Here is a 19,231-nt window from a genome sequence, read left to right as displayed (position 1 = left end):
GTCCTCTTGCCGCTACCCCCTCGCCCGCATCAGCCGGCCCTTCTCCCGGCTCCAGTCACGCTTCTTCTCGGTCTCGCGCTTGTCGTGCAGCTTCTTGCCCTTTGCAACGGCGAGCTGCAGTTTGGCCCGACCGCGTTCGTTGAAATAGAGCTTGAGCGGGATCAGCGTCATGCCCTCGCGGTCGACCGCGCCCATCAGCTTGTTGATCTGCCGGCGATGCAGCAGCAGCTTTCGCGGCCGCTTGGGCTCGTGGTTGAAGCGATTGCCCTGGAGGTATTCGGGAATGGTGGCGTTGATCAGCCAGATCTCGCCGTCCTTGGAGTCGGCGTAGGACTCCGCGATCGTGCTCTTGCCGTTGCGGATGGACTTCACCTCGGTTCCGGTCAGCGCAATGCCCGCCTCGATCGTATCCTCGATCGCATAGTTGAAGCGCGCCTTGCGATTTTCCGCCATGACCTTGATGGGACGTTCGTTCTTTTCGGCCATGACCTACAAAATCCGGACAACAAACCTGATCGAGATACGCGCGTAAGCTAACAGTCTGGATGAAGCGCGCGCGTCACTTCTTGAGGAGATCGCGGATCTCGGTCAGCAGCACGACCTCCGCCGACGGCTTCGGCGGCTCTGCGGGCTTGGCCTCTTCCTTGCGCTTCAGCGTGTTCATGGCACGGATCACCAGGAACAACACGAACGCGACGATGATGAAGTTGATCGTCAGCGTAAGGAAGCTGCCGTAAGCGAGCACCGCGCCTTGCTTTTTCGCATCCGCTAAGTTGGTGGCGGTGACCGCCTTCGACAAGGGCACGTAGTAGTTCGAGAAGTCGAGGCCGCCGGTTGCGGCACCGATGATCGGCATGATGATGTCACCGACCAGCGAAGTGACGATGGCGCCGAAGGCCGCGCCGATAATGACGCCGACCGCGAGGTCGACGACATTGCCCTTCATGGCGAAGTCGCGGAACTCGGTGAGCATCCGTCTGCCCTTTTCGTCGACTGCGCTCATGACAGGCTCCCCGGAAGCTAGCGCATCAATTGATCAGGCCGGCGTGAACCATGGCATCGCGCACGGCAATGCGGGTCGGCTCGGACACAGGAACCATCGGCAGCCGCAGCGTCTCGTCGAACTTGCCAAGCAGCGACATCGCGTACTTGACCGGTGCCGGATTGCTCTCGATGAAGAGGTTGTTGTGCAGCGGCATCAGCTTATCGTGGATCGCGAGCGCCGCCTTGGCATCGCCCTTCTGCCACGCCGCATGGAACTCCGCGCACAGGCGCGGCGCGACGTTCGAGGTCACCGAGATGCAGCCATGGCCGCCATGCGCCATGTAGCCGATGATGGTGGCGTCCTCGCCGGAGAGCTGGTTGAAGTCTTCGCCGAGCGCCGCGCGCTGCTGCGACACGCGCACCATGCTGGCGGTCGCGTCCTTGACGCCGGCGATGTTCTTCAGCTCCCACAGCCGCTTCATGGTCTCGACCGACATGTCGATTACCGAGCGCGGCGGGATGTTGTAGATGATGATCGGAATCCCGATCGCATCGTTGATTGCCTTGAAGTGCTGGTACATGCCTTCCTGGGTCGGCTTGTTGTAATAGGGCGTCACCACCAGCACGGCGTTGGCGCCCGCCTTTTCGGCGTGCTGGGCCAGTTCGACGGCTTCCTTGGTGGAGTTGGAGCCGGCGCCGGCGATCACGGGCACCCGGCCCTTGGCCTCCTCGATGCACCATTCGACCACCTTCTTGTGCTCGTCGTGAGAGAGCGTCGGGCTCTCGCCGGTGGTGCCGACCGGGACCAGGCCGTTGGTGCCCTCGGAAATCTGCCAGTTGACCAGCGAGCGGAACGCCGCCTCGTCCAACGAGCCGTTCTTGAACGGCGTGACCAAGGCGGTGAACGACCCCCGGAATTTCGTCTTGGCTGCCATGGACTTCCTCCCTACGCGGCGAGAATTTAGAGCAAGGCCCTTTCTTATCGGGTCTGTCCGGCCGGTAAAAGACCTGCCGCCGGCTGACGCACCGTTTAAGCCGCGATTTTGCCGCGGTGGTGGTGCAAACCGGGCGGCGGTAAGCGGCTGTTGGTATTTTGTCCGCATATTCAATCAAATACAGCCAGATCTTGTACAGATAGGTCTTGAGCCAATTGACTGATTCGGGGCGACGAACCTCCGTGACCTCCTTTCCTTCTTCCGCATGGCGATCTGCCGGTCTGGCCATATGCCTGATGGCCGGCCTGTCGTTCGGCTGCGTCGCCTTGGCCAAATCCAACGAGACGGCCGAGGACACCGCGAAGGAACCGGTCAAGCAGGCCGCCAAAGGAACTGATAGGGGAACCGCGAAACCAGCCGTCAAGCCGTCCGCGAAGGACGCGACCAAGGGATCGGCCAAAGGGCCGGCCAAGGAAGCGACAAAGGAAGCTACTAAGCCAGCGACCAAGGACACAGGCAAAGAAACAGCTAAGGGCGCGAGCAAGGGAGCGGCTTCGGCGGCCGTCACGAATCCTGCGAAGAAGGATGCTGCGAAGAAGCCCGCCGGCAAGGATGCCGCCAAGGACAAACCGAAGCCCACGGCCGCCGCCCCCGCGCCAAAAGCACGACCCGCGGCCAATGCTCCGGCCTTGCAGACCGCGCCGGCGGCGACGGCCACCGTCAGACCTTCCGCCCCGGCCCCTGCCAAGCCCGTCGCAACGCCGGTGCTGGCGCCCGCGACCCGCCAGCACGCCGCACCGCGCAGGCCGGTCACGCCGGCCGCGATTGCTGCGACCTCGTCGACATCGCAAGCCGACAAGGACACGCTCGAGAACGTCATCGAGCTGGTGCGCAAGCGCAAGCCGGCCGACGCCACCAGTTACGCCGATTCGATTTCAGATCCCGTTGCGCGAAAGCTCGCGGAATGGATCATCCTGCGCAGCGAGGACAATGGCGCGAGCGTCGAGCGCTACCGCGCCTTCCTCTCCGCCAATCCGAGCTGGCCGTCGCAGACCTTCCTGCGCCGGCGCCTGGAGGCCGCGATGTGGGACGACAGGCGCGACGATTCCGTTGGCTGGTCGTGGTTCGAAAACGAATCCCCCCGTTTCGGCCAAGGGCCGCTTCGTGCTCGCGAAGGCGATGCTGGCGCGCGGCGACCGCGCCAATGCCGAACGGCTGGTGCGCGAAGCCTGGCGCAGCGATCCGATGTCGGAGGACACCGAAAACAACGCGCTCGACCAGTTCGGCGCCTTGCTCACGCCGGGCGACCAGAAGGCGCGGATGGACACGTTGCTCTACGGCAGCGAGCACGAGGCGGCACTACGCGCGGCAAAACGGCTTGGCGCCGGCTATGTCGCGCTCGCCAAGGCCCGGATCGCCTCGTTCAGGAAAGCGCCGAACACGCGCGCGTTGCTGGAGCAAGTGCCGAGCGAATTGCACAACGATCCCGGCTTCATCTTCAGCAAGATCCAGCTGCTGAGGCGCGAGGAGAAGTTTGCCGAAGCTGCCCAGCTCATGCTGTCCGCGCCGAAGGATCCGAACCGGCTCTACAATCTCGACGAATGGTGGATCGAGCGGCGCCTGCTGGCCCGCAAGATGATCGACACCGAGCAATTCCGCAGCGCCTATCTGATCGCGCGCGACGCGGCGCTCCCCTCGCGCGACATCTACAAGACCGAGCAGGAATTCACGGCGGGCTGGATCGCCCTGCGCTTCCTCAACGATCCGACAGCAGCCGCCCAGCACTTTGCCCGCATCGGCGTCGGCAGCGTCAACCCGACCACGCTGGCGCGTGCCGGCTACTGGCAGGGCCGCGCGGCCGAGGCCGCCGGTCGCCAGCAGGAGGCGCGCAACGCCTATGCCCGCGCAGCCGAACAATCCACCAGTTATTACGGCCAGCTCGCGCGCGCAAAACTCGGCCTGCCGCAGATCGAGCTGAACAGCCAGCCACGCGGCCGCGGCGCCGAACGGCTGGAAATCGTGCGCGCGGCGCAATTGCTCTACGAGCTCGACGAGCGCGAGCTCGCCGTGCCGATGCTTGCCGATATGGGAGAGAATGGCGATCCCGAGGCGCTGACCGGCCTCGGCGAGCTGACCCAGCGCTATGGTGATGCGCGCGGCATGCTGCTGGTCGGCAAGGCCGCGCTCAATCGCGGCCTGCCGTTCGATTTCTACGCCTATCCCATCAACGGCATTCCGCAGTTCACGCAGATTGGGCCGGAGGTCGAGCGCAGCATCGTCTACGCGATCGCGCGACAGGAAAGCGCGTTCAATCCCTCCGTGGTCTCGCCGGCGCAGGCCTATGGCCTGATGCAGGTGACGCCGGACGCCGCGCGTTACGTCTGCAAACGGCACGGCGCGACCTATGACCTCTCGCGACTGAAGAACGATTCGTCCTACAACGCCACGCTGGGAGCGGCCGAACTCGGCGGCCTGCTCGAGGATTATCGCGGCTCCTACATCATGACCTTTGCCGCCTACAACGCCGGCCGCGGCAGCGTGAAGAAGTGGATCGACCGTTACGGTGATCCGCGAGACCCCAAGGTCGATGCCGTCGACTGGGTCGAGCTGATCCCGTTCTCCGAGACACGCAACTACGTGCAGCGGATCATGGAGAATCTCCAAGTCTACCGCGCCCGCTTCGGCGGCGGCACGCGGCTCCAGATCGAGGCCGATTTGCGCCGCGGCGCCGGCAGCGTGGAATAGCGACCCGCTCTCGCGCGTGTAGGAGTCGCTCATAACCTGCTGTTTCTACTAGGATTTTCTTGCCGACTCCAGGCGCCACCGAGATTCCCGATCCGATGGTGCGTGGGTCGGCTTACACACAGAGGCGTCTCTGACACGCAGACCCAAGGGACGTGTAACGCCTCCTAACCGTGGGTCATCTCCAGCCGGATGCGTGCAAACGGCCGGCACGGGGCAGACTCCTTGTGTAGCTGGGCTTCATAAGGCCGGCATCTTGCCTCGCAGAGCCGATCGCCGCGAGAAAACTCCAGCAAGTTCAAGCGCTTGATAGAGCAGACACGGCATCGCCCGCGAAAACTGTCCCTATCAACTTTGCCAAACGCTTCCGTTCTGCGTCCGCTGTTTCGGCATGATGTTTCGCGACTGGAAAGCAAACCGCCTCTATTGACGCGCAGTCCTGCGGAAATCGTTGGGAATATTCGAGCGAAAACACGCGCTTCCAAATTGACCAGCCCAAGCAATTAGATGCATAAGGCTCGCACCGGAGAGGTGGCCGAGTGGCTGAAGGCAACGCTTTGCTAAAGCGTCATACGGTCTCAAGCTGTATCGAGGGTTCGAATCCCTCCCTCTCCGCCACCCAGCGCCAGAATCCACATCTGTTCATCTGAAAGCGATCGTCGCACGGCCGCGATAGCCTGGCGGCAGGATCTGCGCGGCTGTACTCAGCCCGATACGCGCGCTCCTTAAATACGTCCGAGTTCCCAATCGCAATCGTCGGGCGCGAGGTGGCAGCACGACGCGGGAACTCGATTCAGCGCAGCCGCATCATCGCGTGAGATCACGGCGCCGGATGCGCTTCTCCATTCAATGAGCGGACACCCACGCCCTCGCGTCACGCTGCGCGGCCGAGATCTCGGCCTCGGACATCTGGCCGGCCACTTCCTGGCGCAGCGCGACGGCGTCCTTGCGGCCCTTCAGCGCAGCGAGGTTGAACCATTTGTGCGCGGCGACGAGGTCGACCACGCCCGAGCGGCCGCTCGCCCAATAGATCCCCCGCTCGAACAGAACGTCCGACAGCGCGCTTGCATCGATCGGCGTTGCCGCATCGAGATCGAAAGTACCCTGAAACATAACGCATCCCCTTTTTCTTATGCCGCCTCGTTCCCCGAGGGCGGCCCCCGTCCAACTCTGATTTGCGTGATCCCTTCTGGGATCATGCGCTGTTCAACTCATCCCAAATCTTCTTGCCCAAGCCGTTTGCCGGCTTGTTGGAGACGATGATGGCGGGCAAATTTGAATGGCAGTTTAAGTATCGCGATGAAGCAGACGTAAACGGAAGCGCGCGCCAAAGGCACGGCAATTCAAGAAGCCCCTGATTTTCAGGTACTTCTGCGATTCGTCAGATTTGGTTTACCTTGGGATTTTCGGACATCGATAACCATCGCGCGCGTTGGCGTCGCGGCAATGAAAGTTCGCCGCACCATCGCCTGCCCCAAGGCCCGCGGCCAAGGCAACGCGACTGCGCAGTGCGGCTATCGTCGTGGTCAGATCAACAATGTCGGGAAAGGAATGCCGGCAATACCCCGGCCTCAGGGAACGAGGGCGTCGGCGAACACGTCAGGACCAGATTCCAAGTTGGCCGGAAGGCCGTCTGTGGAATTGCGGAGCCTTTGTTCAAGGCGCCGCACCGAACGAAGAAAACTTGTTTCTTCTGCCGGACCGGACTTTGACGAGCGAGCCCGTGAAAGCTGACGATCCGACCGTTGACCTGATGTCTCGCCGACACCCTCTATCGTCGACCAGAACCTCCAGGAGGCGCTGATGACGTGCCGGCTCTCTGGGAGCCGGCAACTTCAGAAGTCGAAGTTACTTCTTCTTCTTCGCGACCTTGCGGGTCTTCTTCGCAGTCTTCTTCACTGCGCTCTTCGCCTTCTTCGCCTTCTTCGCTTTCTTGGCCATGTTGCCCTCCGATGTGTGAGATGGCTTTAATCGCTGCGCGCATTCGGGGATCGAATGTGCACTCACCCCGAATACACCAACACGACGAAAAAAACATCTTCTCACTTAAGGAAGTGTTGACGACGTAGCGCGTGTGCGCCAGCCGCCCTTGATTTGCCGACACGCAGAGACGCGCCTCTGCGATTGCAAATGCTTCTCGCGATGTCGCCCTCAGCAAACGCCGCGATTGCAGGAAAACGCTATGCTGCAAGTATTATTCTGCGCATGCACATCACGACTGATCAGTGCGACGACCCGCACGGCAAAGCGCGCGAGGGCGTCGCGAGGGCGAGTCGCCGGACTCTGAGTCGCGAATTTTGGCAACGAAATTATTTTCATGCTTACCGGCGGAAGGGCTCGTCGGAGCGCGTGCAGGTCGCCGTTTTGCGCGAGATCGTGCCACCGCGATTCGGCCGCCGCATCGCGCTTGATCGGGATGATGTTGCTGCCGATGACGCGTGAGTGCGTGCATCGCGAAGCGGATGCGAGGTGACGAAGTGTGTCGTCACCTCGTCCGAGCGCGCGACGTCAGACGCCGAGCTTGGACTTGAGCAGCTCGTTGACGGCCTGCGGGTTCGCCTTGCCGCCGGATGACTTCATCACCTGGCCGACGAACCAGCCGAGCGACTGCGGCTTGTCCTTCACCTGCGCGGCCTTGTCGGGATTGGCCGCGATGATGTCGTCGACAACCTTTTCGATCGCCGAAAGATCCGTCACCTGCTTCATGCCACGGCTTTCGACCAGCGCACGGGGGTCGCCGCCCTCCTGCCAGACGATCTCGAACAGATCCTTGGCGATCTTACCGGAGATCGTGCCCTCGCCGATCAGATCGACGATCGCGGCAAGCTGCTCGGCGTTGACGGGAGAGCCCGTAATATCCCGTCCTTCCTTGTTGAGACGGCCGAACAGCTCGTTGATCACCCAGTTCGCCGCCATCTTGCCGTCGCGGGCGCGGTTGGCGAGCCTGTCGAGCACCGTTTCGTAGAACACTGCGCTCTCACGCTCGGCGACGAGCACGCTCGCGTCGTAAGCCGACAGACCGAAGTCGGCGACAAAGCGCGTCTTCTTCTGGTCCGGCAGCTCGGGGAGCTCGGCCTTCAGCTCGTCGACAAAGCCTTGCGAGAACTCCAGCGGCAGCAAGTCCGGATCGGGGAAATAGCGGTAGTCGTGCGCCTCTTCCTTCGAGCGCATCGAGCGCGTCTCGCCCTTGTTGGGGTCGTAGAGCCGCGTCTCCTGGTCGATCTGGCCGCCATCCTCGAGGATTTCGATCTGGCGGCGCGCTTCGTACTCGATCGCCTGGCCGATGAAGTTGATCGAGTTCATGTTCTTGATTTCGCAGCGGGTGCCGAGCGGCCCGCCCGGCTTGCGCACGGAGACGTTGACGTCGGCGCGCAAAGCTTCCTTCTCCATGTCGCCGTCGCAGGTGCCGAGATAGCGCAGGATCGAGCGCAGCTTGGTCACATAGGCCTTGGCCTGCTCGGCATCGCGGATGTCGGGCTTGGAGACGATCTCCATCAGCGCCACGCCGGAGCGGTTGAGATCGACATAGGACATGGTCGGCGACCGGTCGTGCAGCAACTTGCCGGCGTCCTGCTCCAGATGCAGCCGCTCGATGCCGATGGAGACGCTGCGGCCGCCGTCGAGCTCGACCACCACTTCGCCCTCGCCCACCACAGGCGATTTGTACTGGCTGATCTGATAGCCCTGCGGCAGGTCCGGATAGAAATAGTTTTTCCGGTCGAACACCGAACGCAGATTGATCTTTGCGTTGAGGCCGAGCCCGGTCCGGACAGCCTGCCTGACGCATTCCTCGTTGATGACGGGCAGCATGCCTGGCATCGCGGCATCGACCAGCGACACATGAGAGTTCGGCTCGCCGCCGAATGCGGTGGGCGCGCCCGAGAACAGTTTCGAGTTCGAGGTCACCTGGGCATGGATCTCCATGCCGATGACCATCTCCCACTCACCGGTTGAGCCCTTCAGAAGCTTGTGCGTGGCCGTGCTCATGTCTTGCTCCCGAGCAGCGTGGCAGCGATCCGCTCCCACTCCGCTTCAAATGAATCCTTCGCCGCAGGCTGGCCGGCCTGGCGGTACCAATAGCCGGCATTGCCGAGATCGCCTTCGACGCGATGCAGATAGGCGTGCACCCAGGCGGCATCGCGGCCATTGTCGTCCTGGACGATCTTGTGCGCCTGGTCCCAGTCGCCCTTCGCGGCCCACCAGAGACCGGCGAGCGGCGCGCTCAGGTCCGGCGCGGGCGCCGCGCCGTCGAGGCTCGCGATGAACGCGGCGACATTCACCACCACCTCGCGGGCGTGAAGCGGCCGGCAGCCTGCTCGATCACCTCGCCGAGCGAGAACAGCGTCTCCTCGTCAAAGGGACGACCGATCAGCTGCAGCCCGAGCGGCAGGCCCTGCGCGTCCTTGCCCGCGGGCACAGCGATGCCCGGCAGGCCCGCCATGTTCACGGTGACCGTGAAGATGTCGTTGAGATACATCTCGACGGGGTCGGCGCCGCCCTTCTCGCCGATACCGAAGGCCGCCGACGGCGTTGCCGGCGTCAAGATCGCGTTGACGCCCTTGGCGAAGCAATCCTCAAAGTCCTTCTTGATCAGCGTACGCACCTTCTGAGCGCGCAGATAATAGGCATCGTAATAGCCGGCCGACAGCACATAGGTGCCGATCATGACGCGGCGGCGCACCTCCGCACCAAAGCCTCTGGCACGCGTGTTCTCGTACTGCTCGATGACGCTCTTGCCCTGCTCGCGCAGGCCGTAGCGGACGCCGTCATAGCGCGCGAGGTTGGACGAGGCCTCCGCCGGCGCCACGATGTAGTAAGCCGGCAGCGCGTATTTGGTGTGCGGCAGCGACACCTCGACAAGCTCGGCGCCGGCCGCCTTCAGCCAGGCCGCACCCTCGCTCCAGAGTTTTTCGATCTCGGCCGGCATGCCGTCGAGGCGATACTCCTTGGGAATACCGATCCTGAGGCCCTTCACGGATTTGCCGATGGCGGCTTCGTAATCCGGCACGGCAACGTCGACCGAGGTCGTGTCCTTCGGATCGTGACCGGCCATCGAGCGCAGCAGCATCGCCGCATCGCGGGTGCTCCGCGCGATCGGACCGGCCTGGTCGAGCGAGGAGGCAAAGGCGACGATGCCCCAGCGCGAGCAACGGCCATAGGTCGGCTTGATGCCGACGGTCGCGGTGAACGCGGCCGGCTGGCGGATCGAGCCGCCAGTGTCGGTCGCGGTCGCGCCCATGCAGAGCAGCGCCGCCACCGCGGAGGCCGAGCCGCCGGACGAGCCGCCCGGCACCAGCGTGGTGTTGCTCCCGTCGCGCCGCCAGGGATTGCCGACGGGACCGAAGCACGAGGTTTCGTTCGCCGAGCCCATCGCGAACTCGTCGTTGTTGAGCTTGCCGAGCATCACGGCGCCGTCGCGCCAGAGCTGCGAGGTGATGGTGGATTCATAAGTCGGCACAAAATTGCCGAGGATCTTTGAACAGGCCGTGGTGCGCACGCCCTTGGTTGCGAACAGGTCCTTGATGCCGAGCGGGATGCCCGCGAGCGGACCGGCGTCGCCCTTGGCGATCTTCTCGTCCACGGCTTTCGCCATGTCACGCGCGCGATCGGGCGTTTCCATCACGAAGGCGTTGAGCACGCGCGCCGCTTCGATCGCGCTGAGATGCGCGTCGGTCAGCTCGAGTGACGTGAAAGTCTTGGCCGCGAGACCTTTGCGGGCCTCGGCGAGCGTCAGCGATGTCAAATCGGTCATTTATTGATCGGGCTGCAGAAGAACGGAGACAGGGTCTTGTCGTTGGCCGGGTCGTCTTTTTTCTTGGCGGCGGCGTTCGCAGCGGCCTCGATCTCGTCGAGCACGGCATTGACGGCGACATTGGGATCGGCAGCCTTGCCCTGCCGCTCCATCTTGTCGAGATAGTTCATGTAGGCCTGATAGGCCTTCTCATCGTCGCAAAGCATGCACATGGGACTTGGTCCTAGAAATTACTCGACCACCTTGGGCACCAGGAAAAAGTGACCGTCGGTCGCAGGCGCGTTGGCAACGACATCGTCGGCGATCCCGCCATCATTGACCACGTCTTGCCGCTTCTTCATCTGCATCGGGGTGACCGAGGTCATCGGCTCCACGCCCTCGACATTGACCTCCGAGAGCTGCTCGACAAAGGCGAGCATGGCGTTGAGCTCGCCCTGCAGATGCGGAACCTCGTCGTCGGAAACCGCGATGCGCGCCAGATGCGCGATGCGGCGGACGGTAGCGGCGTCGACGGACATTATATAAGGCCTCTCACGGCAAAACCTATGTGCCGTATAGCAGAGGCCGGTTTTGCACCGCAACCGGCGCCGGGACTTTACCCAACCAGTGCCTTCATGCGGGCCAGCGCCGATCTGGCCAGATCCCGGGTCAATTCGGCTGCGGGGATCTCACGGCCGAGCGCGATGGCCTGTCCAGCCCAGAGATTGGTGAAATCCACCCTGCCCTGCTTTTCGGCGGCCGCCTTCAGCGGCGCCAGCGCGGTCGCCGCATGGGGAAACGGCGGCGCATCCGGAGAGATCGGGCCGGTCTCGCGCATCAGGCGGTTCTGGACACCACGCGCCGGACGGCCGGTCATCACATTGGTAATGACGGTGGAATCGTCCCGCGCCTCGGCAAGTGCCTTGCGGCCGCCCGCACTGACCTTGGACTCCGGACAGCGCAGATAGGCGCTACCGATCTGCACGCCGGAGGCGCCGAGCGCAAAGGCCGCCGCAATGCCGCGCCCGTCCGCGATGCCGCCGGCCGCGATCACCGGCACCTTCACGGCATCGGCGACCTGCGGCACCAGCGCGAACGTGCCGGGCTGCTCCGAGATCTCATCGGTCAGGAACATGCCGCGATGGCCGCCGGCCTCGGCGCCTTGGGCGATCACGGCATCGGCGCCGCGCTGTTCGAGCCAGACCGCTTCCTTCACCGTCGTGGCCGACGAGATGACGAGACAGCCTGCCGCCTTCACGCGCTTGAGCAGCGCCGGCTCCGGCAGGCCGAAATGGAAGCTGACGATTTCCGGCTTCAGCTCCTCGACAACCGCGCAGAAACCAGCATCGAATGGTGCGCGGTTCGCCGCATTGATCGGCGCAGCGGGATCGAGGCCATGCTCGCTGTAATAGCCCGCGAGCCGCTGCTTCCAGCGCGCTTCGGCCTCGGCCGTGAGCTCGACCGGCGTGTGGCAGAAGAAGTTCATGTTCACCGGCGCCTTCACGCGCTGGCGGATGATGTTGACCTGCTCGCGCGCCTTCTCCGGCGACAGCATCGCGCTCGGCAACGAGCCGAGCCCGCCGCCCTCCGCCACGGCGATCACGAGCTCCGCGTCCATCACGCCGGCCATCGGCGCCAGCACGATCGGAAATTCAGTCTTGAAGAGATCAATCAGTCGACGGTCGGGCCACATGGTGTCTCTTTGGTTCAGGCGAGCGATGCGATCGAGTTGCGCCGGCCGGCGAGGAGCTGCTCGGCCTCGGTCGCAATCCGCTCGACGATCTCGGCGGCCGGTGGAATATCATGGATCAGGCCGACCGCTTCTCCTGCAAACACGGCCGCGATTTCGAAATCGCCCGCCATTTTTGCCGCGGCATACTCCCTGGCGATCTCGTCTGCGCGCTGCATCAGCTCGACCTCGCGGCCAGTCCAGTTCTTGATATGGCCGTTGACCAGCGTTCGCGCGGTGAACGGCGCCGGCCAGAACAGTTTTCGCGACCAGTCGGGAACGACGCCGCGCACGGTGTCATTGCCGTCGGCTGTGCGGATGCGCTCCTTGGCTTCGGCGGCGCCATTGGCCTCCACGCTCGCATAGAAGCGCGTGCCGACCAGCACGCCGGATGCACCGAGCATCATCATCGCGGCGAGGCCGCGGCCATCGGCGATCCCGCCGGCCGCAACGACGGGCGCGCGCCCGGCCGCGAGGTCGACGATTGCAGGCACGATATCGACTGTCGTTCGCGATGCGCCATGGCCGCCCGCCTCGGTACCCTGCGCGATCAAGATCTCCGCGCCGGCATCGAGTGCCTGTTTCGCCATGTCCTCGCTCTGGACCTGGCAGATCAATCGCGCACCGCTCGCCTTGATCTGCGGCGCGAATGGCGCGGGATCGCCGAACGACAGCATGACGGCCTGCGGGCCGGCATCGAGCGCAATGTCGAGAAGCTCAGGTTGTTTTGTCAGGCTCCAGGTGATGAAGCCGATGCCGAACGGCGCAAAGCCCTTCAGCTCCGCGGCCTCGGCCTGAAGCCGGGCGCAGTCACCGTAGCCACCGCCGAGGATCCCGAAGCCGCCGGCTTCGCTGACGGCGCGGGTGAGCCGGCTGCCCGCGATCGTGTCCATGGGCGCCGACAAGATCGGATGCCTGATCCCGAAAAGCTCCGTTAGCGGCGTGGTGATCGGCATGAGGTCTCCCGCTCTGGACAGAGACCTTAGGCGCAACTAGCATTCTCGAAAAATGAATTGTAGCGAACGCAGCCATCACAAAAGCGAAACGACGCCATGGAACTGAGCGACATCCAGACGTTTGCCGCGGTCGCCCGCACCGGGGGCATCACCCGCGCCGCCGAAGAGCTCAACACGGTACAATCCAACGTCACCCAGCGCATCAAGGCATTGGAGGCCGAGATCGGCACGCCGCTGTTCGAGCGCCATAGCCGCGGCATGGCGCTGACCGGCGCCGGCAAGCGCCTTTTGCCTTACGCGCAACGGATGGCGGCGTTGTCGCGCGAGGCCGTGCTCGCGGCGCGTGACGATGGCGAGCCGAAGGGACCGCTTTCGATCGGCTCGATGGAGACGACGGCCGCGGTGCGGCTGCCGCCGCTGCTGGCCGATTTCCACCGCCGTTTCCCCGCCGTGCGGCTGAGCCTGCGCACGTCGCCGACCGCCGATCTCGTCACCGGCGTGCTCGAAGGCACGCTCGATGGCGCCTTCGTCGCCGGTCCCATCGCGCATGCTGACCTCGCCGTAACCAGCGCGTTCCGCGAAAAGCTGGTGCTGGTCAGCGCGCGGCGCTGGTCTTCACTGACCGAGTTGCGCGCCGGCACGCCCGAATCCGGCCCGACGGCGCTCGCGTTCCGCACCGGTTGCACCTATCGGCAGCGGCTCGAGCAAATCTTCGTCGAGTTCGGCTGGCCTTCGGCCGCGCGCTTCGAACTCGGGACGCTCGACGGCATGATCGGCTGCGTCGCCGCCGATATGGGCGTGACGCTCTTGCCGCGCGCGGTGGTCGAGCGCAGCGCGATGAACGGCAGCGTGACGATGCATCCGCTGAGCCCGTCGCATTCTCGCGTCGAGACGCTGTTCATCCAGCGCCGTGCCGGCCATCAAACCAGCGCGCTTCAGGGCTTCCTGTCATGCCTGACCAGGGACGACGACATCATCGCGGCCTGATGAACCACCGCCGCAGCGCAACGAAGGCCCAGATCGCCTCGACCAGACCGAACGGCCAGGCCCCCTGCAGGAAGCCATAGGCCGAGCCAAGCGCACAAGAAGCGGCAAACAGCAGCACGAACCAGTGGCTGCGGTCTTCGAGGGCGTAGGTGACCAGCATCGCCGTCACGGCGAGCAGGCCGAATAGTGTCAGTGCATCCATCGTTCAGGGTTCACTCCGCGGCGTGACGCGTGATATGCGCTAGTCCATGCCGGCTCTTATCCTGCCCCTCGTCGACGCTGCAACCCACTGGCCCGACCGCGGCGGGTTGATCGGCCTTGACTTGGGCACCAAGACCATCGGCGTTGCCGTCTCCAATCCGGACCGCCGGCTCGCGACCGGTGTCGAGACCATCCAGCGCAAGGCGTTCAAGCAGGACGCCGCGCGGCTGCTCGCCATCGCAGCCGAACGCAAGGTCGTCGGCTTCGTGCTCGGCCTGCCCATCAACATGGACGGCAGCGAGGGCCCGCGCGCCCAGTCGACCCGCGCGTTTGCGCGCAATCTGGCCAACCTGACCACGCTTCCGATCGGCCTCTGGGACGAGCGCCTCTCGACCGCGGCCGTCGAGCGCGAGCTGATCGGCATGGATGTCAGCCGCGCCAAGCGCGCCGAGGTGATCGACGAGCACGCTGCGATCTTCATCCTGCAGGGCGCGCTCGACCGGCTCGCCAATCTTCGCACGGCTTCAGACAATGGCTGATCCATGGCCATCGTGATCGCGGCGCTGCTGCCGGTCTTCATCCTCATCGTGCTCGGCGTGGTGCTCAGGCGCAGCCTGATGCGGCTGGACACGCAATGGCACGGGCTGGAGCGGCTGACCTATTTCGTGCTGTTTCCGATGCTCCTGATCCAGACGCTGGTGAAGGCCGACCTCACAAAGGTGCCGGTCGCCGGCGTCGGCGGCGCGCTGTTGCTGTCGGCGCTCGCGATGTCGCTGTTGTGCCTCGCGCTGCGACCCATCCTGTCGCGGCTGGACATCGACGGCCCCGCCTTCACCTCGATCTTCCAGGGCGCGACGCGCTGGCAGACCTATGTGGCGCTGTCCGTCTCCGCCAATCTGTACGGCGACGTCGGGCTGGCGCTGGCCTCGGTCGCCATGGTCGCGATCATTCCGCTCGTCAACGTGTTCAGCGTCGCCGTGCTCGCCCATTACGCCGCGCCGGAGAAGCAATCGGCGCGCGCCATCGTCATGACGGTGATCCGCAATCCGCTGATCTGGGCCTGCGCCATCGGCCTCTTCATCAACGTCGTTCACCTGCCGCTGCCGAAAATCTGGCACGAGGTTGCTGACGCGCTCGGCCGCTCCTCGCTCGCCATCGGCCTGCTCGTCACCGGCGCCGGCCTCCAGCTCAAGGGCCTGCTCCGTCCGAGCATGGCCGCGACGATCGGCGTGGCGTTCAAGCTGGCGCTGATGCCGGTGCTTGCGCTGGTGCTCGCCGTCTGGTTCGGCCTGTCAGGTACCAACCTCGCCATCGTCGCGATCTGCGCGGCGGTGCCGACCTCGCCGAGCGCCTATGTGCTGGCCCGCCAGATGGGCGGCGATGCGCCGCTGCTGGCGCAGATCATCACGCTGCAGACAATTTTGGCGGCGATCACGATGCCGATCGCGATCGCGTTGGTGGCGTGAGCGTTAGACGTAAGGCCCGCCCAAAAACAGGATAGCCATATTCATGGCTGAATGAGCCACGACCGTCAGCCAAGTGGAATTGGAACGAAGGCGAAAGTAACCGAGTACGAGACCATCGACGAATATCCAGGAGCGCTCATACCAACCGTACTGGCTATGCAGCATCGCCCATAGCACCGACGTAAGCATGATCGCACCGATCGGCCCCAGGAACGACTGCGACCACCCTCGAAACATAAATCCACGAAATACGAACTCCTCAAGGATCGGAGCAGCTACGCAGATGATCACAGCGAACATTATCAGTCCAGTTGCACCTCCAACTACAAGTTCTGAGTTGGTTTGAGGTCGCGTATTCCAAGTTTGATCGTTACGAAGGCTTCGACTGCTAAAAAAATTGTCATGATGCCAAGAACAATGACGATGTCGTCTCTGCTTGGCCAATTCAGAGCTAAATACTCGGTGAATTCCCTTCCCGCCCGTCGGATCGCAACCCAAAGTACTGCGATCGCTGCCGGAGTCGCAAAAATCACCGCCGCGCCCTGCCGGGGCGGCTGCTTCCACAATACGTCGACCTGCTCCGACGATAACCCGTTCATAAAAGCCGGTAAGCTCAACATGATCGTGAGCTGGGCTGCGAATAGGAACGCCGCATAGGTGATTAGGGCGACCAACAAGGTTTCGAAGAAATCGAATGTGCGAGGTTGCGGGGATGGGTCTGCCCCTAGGGGACGAGCATTTTCGAGTTCGGACATGACTGGCTTCCGCAACAACTTCTAGCGAAATTAATAATCGCTTCTACCTAACATACAAATTGAGATTTCGCCGGGCAATTGCTCTTATGCCTGTAGTTCAGAGCAGACTGCCAAACCAACGTCCTTGCGAGCGCACCTCTCTCAACAGTCATTGCGAGGAGCCCTTGCGACGAAGCAATCCAGGCTGTCTCCGCCGAGGTAATCTGGATTGCTTCGCTGCGCTCGCAATGACGGAACGTGAGGCAATCGCCCGCCTCAGCTCCCCAACCACATCGTCAGCACCACCGCCGTCATGTTGTTCAGCGCATGCAGCACGATGGTAAGCCAGAGCGAGTTGGCGCGGTAGCGCATGTAGCCGAACCAGAGGCCGATGGAGAAGACCTCGGCGAGGAAGTACAGATCGTATTGCAGATGCACCGCCGTCCACACCAGCGACGACAGGATGATCGCGCCCGGCACGCGCAGGAAGCTCGCCGACCAGCCGCGGAAGAGGAAGCCGCGTGCGAGCACTTCTTCCGACACCGGCGCTGCCACGCTGAAGGCGAATAACAGCAACAGCGCCGCGCCCTTGTCGCGGCCGGATTTCAGGAGATCGGCCATAAAGCCCGGCGTGGCCTCGCGGCCGAGGGATCGCGACACGATCTCCCAGGCCATCACGGTGACGATGAGCCCGGCGGCGCCGAGCAAGAATTGCCTCCAGGACGGCCAGCGCAGCGCGAGGTAGTCGACGAAGGATGCCTTCTTGAGGCGGATGGCAAGCCACACCGCTGCGAGCGTCGCAGGCAGGCCCATGATGACCGAAAGCGCGAGCGCCTGCGGCTCGCGGCCGACCGACTGGATCGAGTCCATGTCGAGCGGCAGCCCGCGCATGAGCCCCAGCAGCAGGATCGCCCCGACCTGGCCGACGAACATCGCGACAAAGACGAGCAGGCCCCACAGCGCCGTGCCCCAGAACTTCCAGACGCGCGGGGGCGCTGACCTGAGGATCAGCGGCGGATGATCGGGATTGAGGAATCCATCAGAAGGCTTTCGTTTGGCAGGCTCACGGCAGCGCCCGCTCCAGCAGCCCACGGACGTCACCGCTATCGAGCTCCACGGCACCGTACATGCTGGCGTGATTGACGGCGAGGCGCGTCGCGGCGAACAGCTCAGCGTGGTGGGGTGAGACGCCGTTGAGCGCGGCTGCGGCGGCCAGCAGCGCCAGCTTCTCGACCGCGAGCCGCGCGACGCGCTCGCCATCGGCACGACCGAAGGTCCTGGCGATGAAGGCGACCGCCTCGCTCGCCCCAGGCAGGTCTTTCGTCTCGGCCGCAAGACCTTGCAGCACGGCCATGGCAGCCTCCGGCTCGCGCGAGAGCGCGCGGAGCACGTCGAGGCACATCACGTTGCCCGAGCCTTCCCAGATCGCGTTGACCGGCGACTCCCGGTAGTGGCGCGCCAGAATGCCGTCCTCGACATAGCCATTGCCGCCGAGGCACTCCATTGCTTCGTAAAGGAATGGCGGTGCGCTCTTGCAGGTCCAGTATTTGATCGCGGGCGTCAGCAGCCGCATGTAGGCGGCGTCAGCCGCGTCGTACGGCGTGCGGTCGAAGGCGCGGCAGAGCCGCATGACGAGTGCGGTGCTCGCCTCGGCATGCAGCGCCATGTCGGACAGCACGGCCTGCATCAAGGGCTGATCGGCGAGATGTTTCTGGAACACACTGCGGTGACGGGCGTGATGCAGCGCGTGCGCGAGCCCCGAGCGCATCAGGCCGACGGAGGCAATCGCGCAATCCTGCCGCGTCAACTGCACCATCTGGATGATGGTGCGGATGCCCTTGCCTTCTTCGCTAACGCGTTCGGCATGGGCGCCGACGAACTCCACTTCCGAGGATGCGTTCGAACGATTGCCGAGCTTGTCCTTCAGCCGCTGGAACTGGATCGGATTGACCGATCCGTCAGGCGCGAAGCGCGGCATGAAGAAGCAGGTCAATCCCTGCTCGGCCTGCGCCAGGACGAGGAACGCGTCGCACATCGGGGCCGACATGAACCATTTGTGGCCGGTGATGCGGTAGGCGTTGCCGTCGCGCACCGCGCGCGTCATGTTGGCGCGCACGTCAGTGCCGCCCTGCTTCTCGGTCATGCCCATGCCGAGCGTCATGCCGCGCTTGTCCCACCACGGCGTGAAGCTTGGATCGTAGCTCTTCGTCGATAACACCGGCATCACCTTGGCAAGCAGGTCCGGCTGCATCGCCAGCGCCGCAACGGAGGCGCGGGTCATCGTCATCGGGCATAAATGGCCGGTCTCGACCTGCGAGGCCATGTAGAATTTTGCGGCACGAATGACTTCGGCGGCATCGCCCACCGGTTTCCCATCCGCCGTCCACGTCGAATTGTGCACGCCGGCATGCGCGCTGTGCGCCATCAGTTCGTGATAGGCGGGATGAAATTCGACCTGGTCGCGGCGATTGCCCTTGGCATCGAAGCTGCGGAGTTTCGGCGCGTTCTCGTTCGCCGCACGCCCGCGATCGGCCATCGCCGCCGAACCCCAATGTTTCCCGAACTCGGACAGCTCCCGCTCCGCCGCGGCGCCGCCATTGGCCTTCACGGCGTCGACCAGCGGGCGATCGACGGCAAACAGGTCGACGTCCTCGAACGGCGGCGACTGGTTGAAGACCTCGTGGGTCGCGAAGCTCGGCTGGGTCATCTGCACTTCCGATCAATCTGTCTCGGCACGAGCGGTGCCACCTCTCCCGACGGGAGAGC

The 19,231-nt window shown here is 64.0% G+C and carries 20 protein-coding genes, 1 tRNA gene and 1 pseudogene; 6 read left to right on the top strand and 16 right to left on the bottom strand.

Features of this window, described 5'->3' with window-relative positions:
- Positions 1-12: 12 nt before the first annotated feature.
- The 3 genes from smpB to dapA all read right to left on the bottom strand — a co-directional run bounded on the left by smpB (position 13) and on the right by dapA (position 1,919).
- Entirely contained in the window at positions 13-486 is a 474-nt protein-coding gene (gene smpB / locus ACTGJ9_RS22485) for an SsrA-binding protein SmpB (RefSeq protein ID WP_018320004.1), read from the bottom strand.
- A gap of 73 nt (positions 487-559) precedes the next feature.
- Positions 560-973, bottom strand: coding sequence for a large conductance mechanosensitive channel protein MscL (gene mscL, locus ACTGJ9_RS22480; RefSeq protein WP_456678592.1), 414 nt, complete (start codon positions 971-973; stop codon positions 560-562).
- A 55-nt stretch (positions 974-1,028) separates the two neighbouring features.
- Positions 1,029-1,919, bottom strand: a complete 891-nt coding sequence (dapA, locus tag ACTGJ9_RS22475) for a 4-hydroxy-tetrahydrodipicolinate synthase (protein WP_456672882.1) — start codon at positions 1,917-1,919, stop codon at positions 1,029-1,031.
- 296 nt (positions 1,920-2,215) lie between these two features.
- On the opposite strand from dapA, the pseudogene ACTGJ9_RS22470 reads away from it, so the two are divergent.
- A pseudogene (locus tag ACTGJ9_RS22470) lies at positions 2,216-4,664 on the top strand (lytic transglycosylase domain-containing protein).
- A 522-nt stretch (positions 4,665-5,186) separates the two neighbouring features.
- Positions 5,187-5,279, top strand: a tRNA-Ser gene (locus tag ACTGJ9_RS22465).
- Between the two features lie 228 nt (positions 5,280-5,507).
- Here ACTGJ9_RS22465 and ACTGJ9_RS22460 read toward each other — a convergent pair.
- On the bottom strand, positions 5,508-5,774 hold the full coding sequence (locus tag ACTGJ9_RS22460) for a hypothetical protein (protein ID WP_456672881.1): 267 nt from the start codon (positions 5,772-5,774) through the stop codon (positions 5,508-5,510).
- Between the two features lie 1,017 nt (positions 5,775-6,791).
- Here ACTGJ9_RS22460 and ACTGJ9_RS22455 point away from each other — a divergent pair.
- Positions 6,792-7,103 carry a hypothetical protein gene (locus ACTGJ9_RS22455; protein ID WP_456672880.1) on the top strand — a complete coding sequence of 104 codons (312 nt, stop codon included), beginning with the start codon at positions 6,792-6,794 and terminating at the stop codon, positions 7,101-7,103.
- A 66-nt stretch (positions 7,104-7,169) separates the two neighbouring features.
- Here ACTGJ9_RS22455 and gatB read toward each other — a convergent pair whose 3' ends face one another.
- The 7 genes from gatB to ACTGJ9_RS22420 all read right to left on the bottom strand — a co-directional run bounded on the left by gatB (position 7,170) and on the right by ACTGJ9_RS22420 (position 13,077).
- The gene (gatB, locus tag ACTGJ9_RS22450) at positions 7,170-8,648 is read right to left on the bottom strand and encodes an Asp-tRNA(Asn)/Glu-tRNA(Gln) amidotransferase subunit GatB (protein WP_456672879.1); all 1,479 of its coding nucleotides are present in this window, start codon (positions 8,646-8,648) and stop codon (positions 7,170-7,172) included.
- Positions 8,645-8,947, bottom strand: coding sequence for a hypothetical protein (locus tag ACTGJ9_RS22445; RefSeq protein ID WP_456672878.1), 303 nt, complete (start codon positions 8,945-8,947; stop codon positions 8,645-8,647). The genes gatB and ACTGJ9_RS22445 overlap by 4 nt, the downstream gene beginning before the upstream one ends.
- Positions 8,938-10,413 carry an Asp-tRNA(Asn)/Glu-tRNA(Gln) amidotransferase subunit GatA gene (gatA, locus tag ACTGJ9_RS22440; protein ID WP_456672877.1) on the bottom strand — a complete coding sequence of 492 codons (1,476 nt, stop codon included), beginning with the start codon at positions 10,411-10,413 and terminating at the stop codon, positions 8,938-8,940. The genes ACTGJ9_RS22445 and gatA overlap by 10 nt, the downstream gene beginning before the upstream one ends.
- The gene (locus tag ACTGJ9_RS22435) at positions 10,410-10,625 is read right to left on the bottom strand and encodes a hypothetical protein (RefSeq protein ID WP_014494728.1); all 216 of its coding nucleotides are present in this window, start codon (positions 10,623-10,625) and stop codon (positions 10,410-10,412) included. The genes gatA and ACTGJ9_RS22435 overlap by 4 nt, the downstream gene beginning before the upstream one ends.
- 18 nt (positions 10,626-10,643) lie before the next feature.
- Entirely contained in the window at positions 10,644-10,931 is a 288-nt protein-coding gene (gatC, locus tag ACTGJ9_RS22430) for an Asp-tRNA(Asn)/Glu-tRNA(Gln) amidotransferase subunit GatC (RefSeq protein WP_456672876.1), read from the bottom strand.
- A gap of 77 nt (positions 10,932-11,008) precedes the next feature.
- Positions 11,009-12,085: an NAD(P)H-dependent flavin oxidoreductase gene (locus ACTGJ9_RS22425; protein ID WP_456672875.1), complete on the bottom strand. Its 1,077-nt coding sequence runs from the start codon at positions 12,083-12,085 to the stop codon at positions 11,009-11,011.
- Positions 12,086-12,099: 14 nt separating this feature from the next.
- On the bottom strand, positions 12,100-13,077 hold the full coding sequence (locus tag ACTGJ9_RS22420) for an NAD(P)H-dependent flavin oxidoreductase (RefSeq protein WP_456672874.1): 978 nt from the start codon (positions 13,075-13,077) through the stop codon (positions 12,100-12,102).
- A gap of 96 nt (positions 13,078-13,173) precedes the next feature.
- Here ACTGJ9_RS22420 and ACTGJ9_RS22415 point away from each other — a divergent pair, with 96 nt between their 5' ends.
- Positions 13,174-14,064 (top strand): LysR substrate-binding domain-containing protein, encoded by an 891-nt coding sequence (locus tag ACTGJ9_RS22415; RefSeq protein ID WP_456672873.1) that lies wholly within the window; start codon positions 13,174-13,176, stop codon positions 14,062-14,064.
- On the opposite strand, the gene ACTGJ9_RS22410 is transcribed toward ACTGJ9_RS22415, so the two are convergent.
- Positions 14,051-14,266, bottom strand: coding sequence for a hypothetical protein (locus ACTGJ9_RS22410; RefSeq protein ID WP_456672872.1), 216 nt, complete (start codon positions 14,264-14,266; stop codon positions 14,051-14,053). The two genes, ACTGJ9_RS22415 and ACTGJ9_RS22410, sit on opposite strands and share 14 nt — an antisense overlap.
- A 46-nt stretch (positions 14,267-14,312) precedes the next feature.
- Here ACTGJ9_RS22410 and ruvX point away from each other — a divergent pair, with 46 nt between their 5' ends.
- Positions 14,313-14,804 carry a Holliday junction resolvase RuvX gene (gene ruvX / locus ACTGJ9_RS22405; RefSeq protein ID WP_456672871.1) on the top strand — a complete coding sequence of 164 codons (492 nt, stop codon included), beginning with the start codon at positions 14,313-14,315 and terminating at the stop codon, positions 14,802-14,804.
- 3 nt (positions 14,805-14,807) lie between these two features.
- Positions 14,808-15,731: an AEC family transporter gene (locus tag ACTGJ9_RS22400; RefSeq protein WP_456672870.1), complete on the top strand. Its 924-nt coding sequence runs from the start codon at positions 14,808-14,810 to the stop codon at positions 15,729-15,731.
- A gap of 3 nt (positions 15,732-15,734) precedes the next feature.
- Here the strand turns inward: ACTGJ9_RS22400 and ACTGJ9_RS22395 are convergent, their stop codons facing one another.
- From ACTGJ9_RS22395 to ACTGJ9_RS22380, 4 genes are all read right to left on the bottom strand, one after another.
- The gene (locus ACTGJ9_RS22395) at positions 15,735-16,031 is read right to left on the bottom strand and encodes a CPBP family intramembrane glutamic endopeptidase (protein ID WP_456672869.1); all 297 of its coding nucleotides are present in this window, start codon (positions 16,029-16,031) and stop codon (positions 15,735-15,737) included.
- 23 nt (positions 16,032-16,054) lie between these two features.
- On the bottom strand, positions 16,055-16,486 hold the full coding sequence (locus ACTGJ9_RS22390; protein WP_456672868.1) for a hypothetical protein: 432 nt from the start codon (positions 16,484-16,486) through the stop codon (positions 16,055-16,057).
- A gap of 255 nt (positions 16,487-16,741) precedes the next feature.
- Positions 16,742-17,557, bottom strand: a complete 816-nt coding sequence (locus tag ACTGJ9_RS22385; RefSeq protein WP_456678591.1) for a CPBP family intramembrane glutamic endopeptidase — start codon at positions 17,555-17,557, stop codon at positions 16,742-16,744.
- Positions 17,529-19,172: an acyl-CoA dehydrogenase family protein gene (locus ACTGJ9_RS22380; protein WP_456672867.1), complete on the bottom strand. Its 1,644-nt coding sequence runs from the start codon at positions 19,170-19,172 to the stop codon at positions 17,529-17,531. The genes ACTGJ9_RS22385 and ACTGJ9_RS22380 overlap by 29 nt, the downstream gene beginning before the upstream one ends.
- Positions 19,173-19,231: the final 59 nt, after the last annotated feature.

The organism is Bradyrhizobium sp. RDM12, from assembly GCF_051917485.1.
In the GTDB taxonomy this organism is placed as follows: Bacteria; Pseudomonadota; Alphaproteobacteria; order Rhizobiales; family Xanthobacteraceae; genus Bradyrhizobium.
The sequence above is the reverse complement of the archived record's forward strand: the minus strand, read 5'-3'. Positions and strand labels throughout refer to the sequence as shown.

Bases quoted from the DNA above. Each gene is read 5' to 3' on its own strand.
- gatC (WP_456672876.1), bottom strand. From the start codon at position 10,931: ATGTCCGTCGACGCCGCTACCGTCCGCCGCATCGCGCATCTGGCGCGC.
- gatA (WP_456672877.1), bottom strand. From the start codon at position 10,413: ATGACCGATTTGACATCGCTGACGCTCGCCGAGGCCCGCAAAGGTCTC.
- smpB (WP_018320004.1), bottom strand. From the start codon at position 486: ATGGCCGAAAAGAACGAACGTCCCATCAAGGTCATGGCGGAAAATCGC.
- ACTGJ9_RS22460 (WP_456672881.1), bottom strand. From the start codon at position 5,774: ATGTTTCAGGGTACTTTCGATCTCGATGCGGCAACGCCGATCGATGCA.
- mscL (WP_456678592.1), bottom strand. From the start codon at position 973: ATGCTCACCGAGTTCCGCGACTTCGCCATGAAGGGCAATGTCGTCGAC.
- ACTGJ9_RS22400 (WP_456672870.1), top strand. From the start codon at position 14,808: ATGGCCATCGTGATCGCGGCGCTGCTGCCGGTCTTCATCCTCATCGTG.
- ACTGJ9_RS22390 (WP_456672868.1), bottom strand. From the start codon at position 16,486: ATGTCCGAACTCGAAAATGCTCGTCCCCTAGGGGCAGACCCATCCCCG.
- ACTGJ9_RS22415 (WP_456672873.1), top strand. From the start codon at position 13,174: ATGGAACTGAGCGACATCCAGACGTTTGCCGCGGTCGCCCGCACCGGG.
- ruvX (WP_456672871.1), top strand. From the start codon at position 14,313: ATGCCGGCTCTTATCCTGCCCCTCGTCGACGCTGCAACCCACTGGCCC.
- ACTGJ9_RS22455 (WP_456672880.1), top strand. From the start codon at position 6,792: ATGCTTCTCGCGATGTCGCCCTCAGCAAACGCCGCGATTGCAGGAAAA.
- dapA (WP_456672882.1), bottom strand. From the start codon at position 1,919: ATGGCAGCCAAGACGAAATTCCGGGGGTCGTTCACCGCCTTGGTCACG.
- ACTGJ9_RS22380 (WP_456672867.1), bottom strand. From the start codon at position 19,172: ATGACCCAGCCGAGCTTCGCGACCCACGAGGTCTTCAACCAGTCGCCG.
- ACTGJ9_RS22425 (WP_456672875.1), bottom strand. From the start codon at position 12,085: ATGTGGCCCGACCGTCGACTGATTGATCTCTTCAAGACTGAATTTCCG.
- ACTGJ9_RS22410 (WP_456672872.1), bottom strand. From the start codon at position 14,266: ATGGATGCACTGACACTATTCGGCCTGCTCGCCGTGACGGCGATGCTG.
- ACTGJ9_RS22435 (WP_014494728.1), bottom strand. From the start codon at position 10,625: ATGTGCATGCTTTGCGACGATGAGAAGGCCTATCAGGCCTACATGAAC.
- ACTGJ9_RS22395 (WP_456672869.1), bottom strand. From the start codon at position 16,031: ATGTTCGCTGTGATCATCTGCGTAGCTGCTCCGATCCTTGAGGAGTTC.
- gatB (WP_456672879.1), bottom strand. From the start codon at position 8,648: ATGAGCACGGCCACGCACAAGCTTCTGAAGGGCTCAACCGGTGAGTGG.
- ACTGJ9_RS22420 (WP_456672874.1), bottom strand. From the start codon at position 13,077: ATGCCGATCACCACGCCGCTAACGGAGCTTTTCGGGATCAGGCATCCG.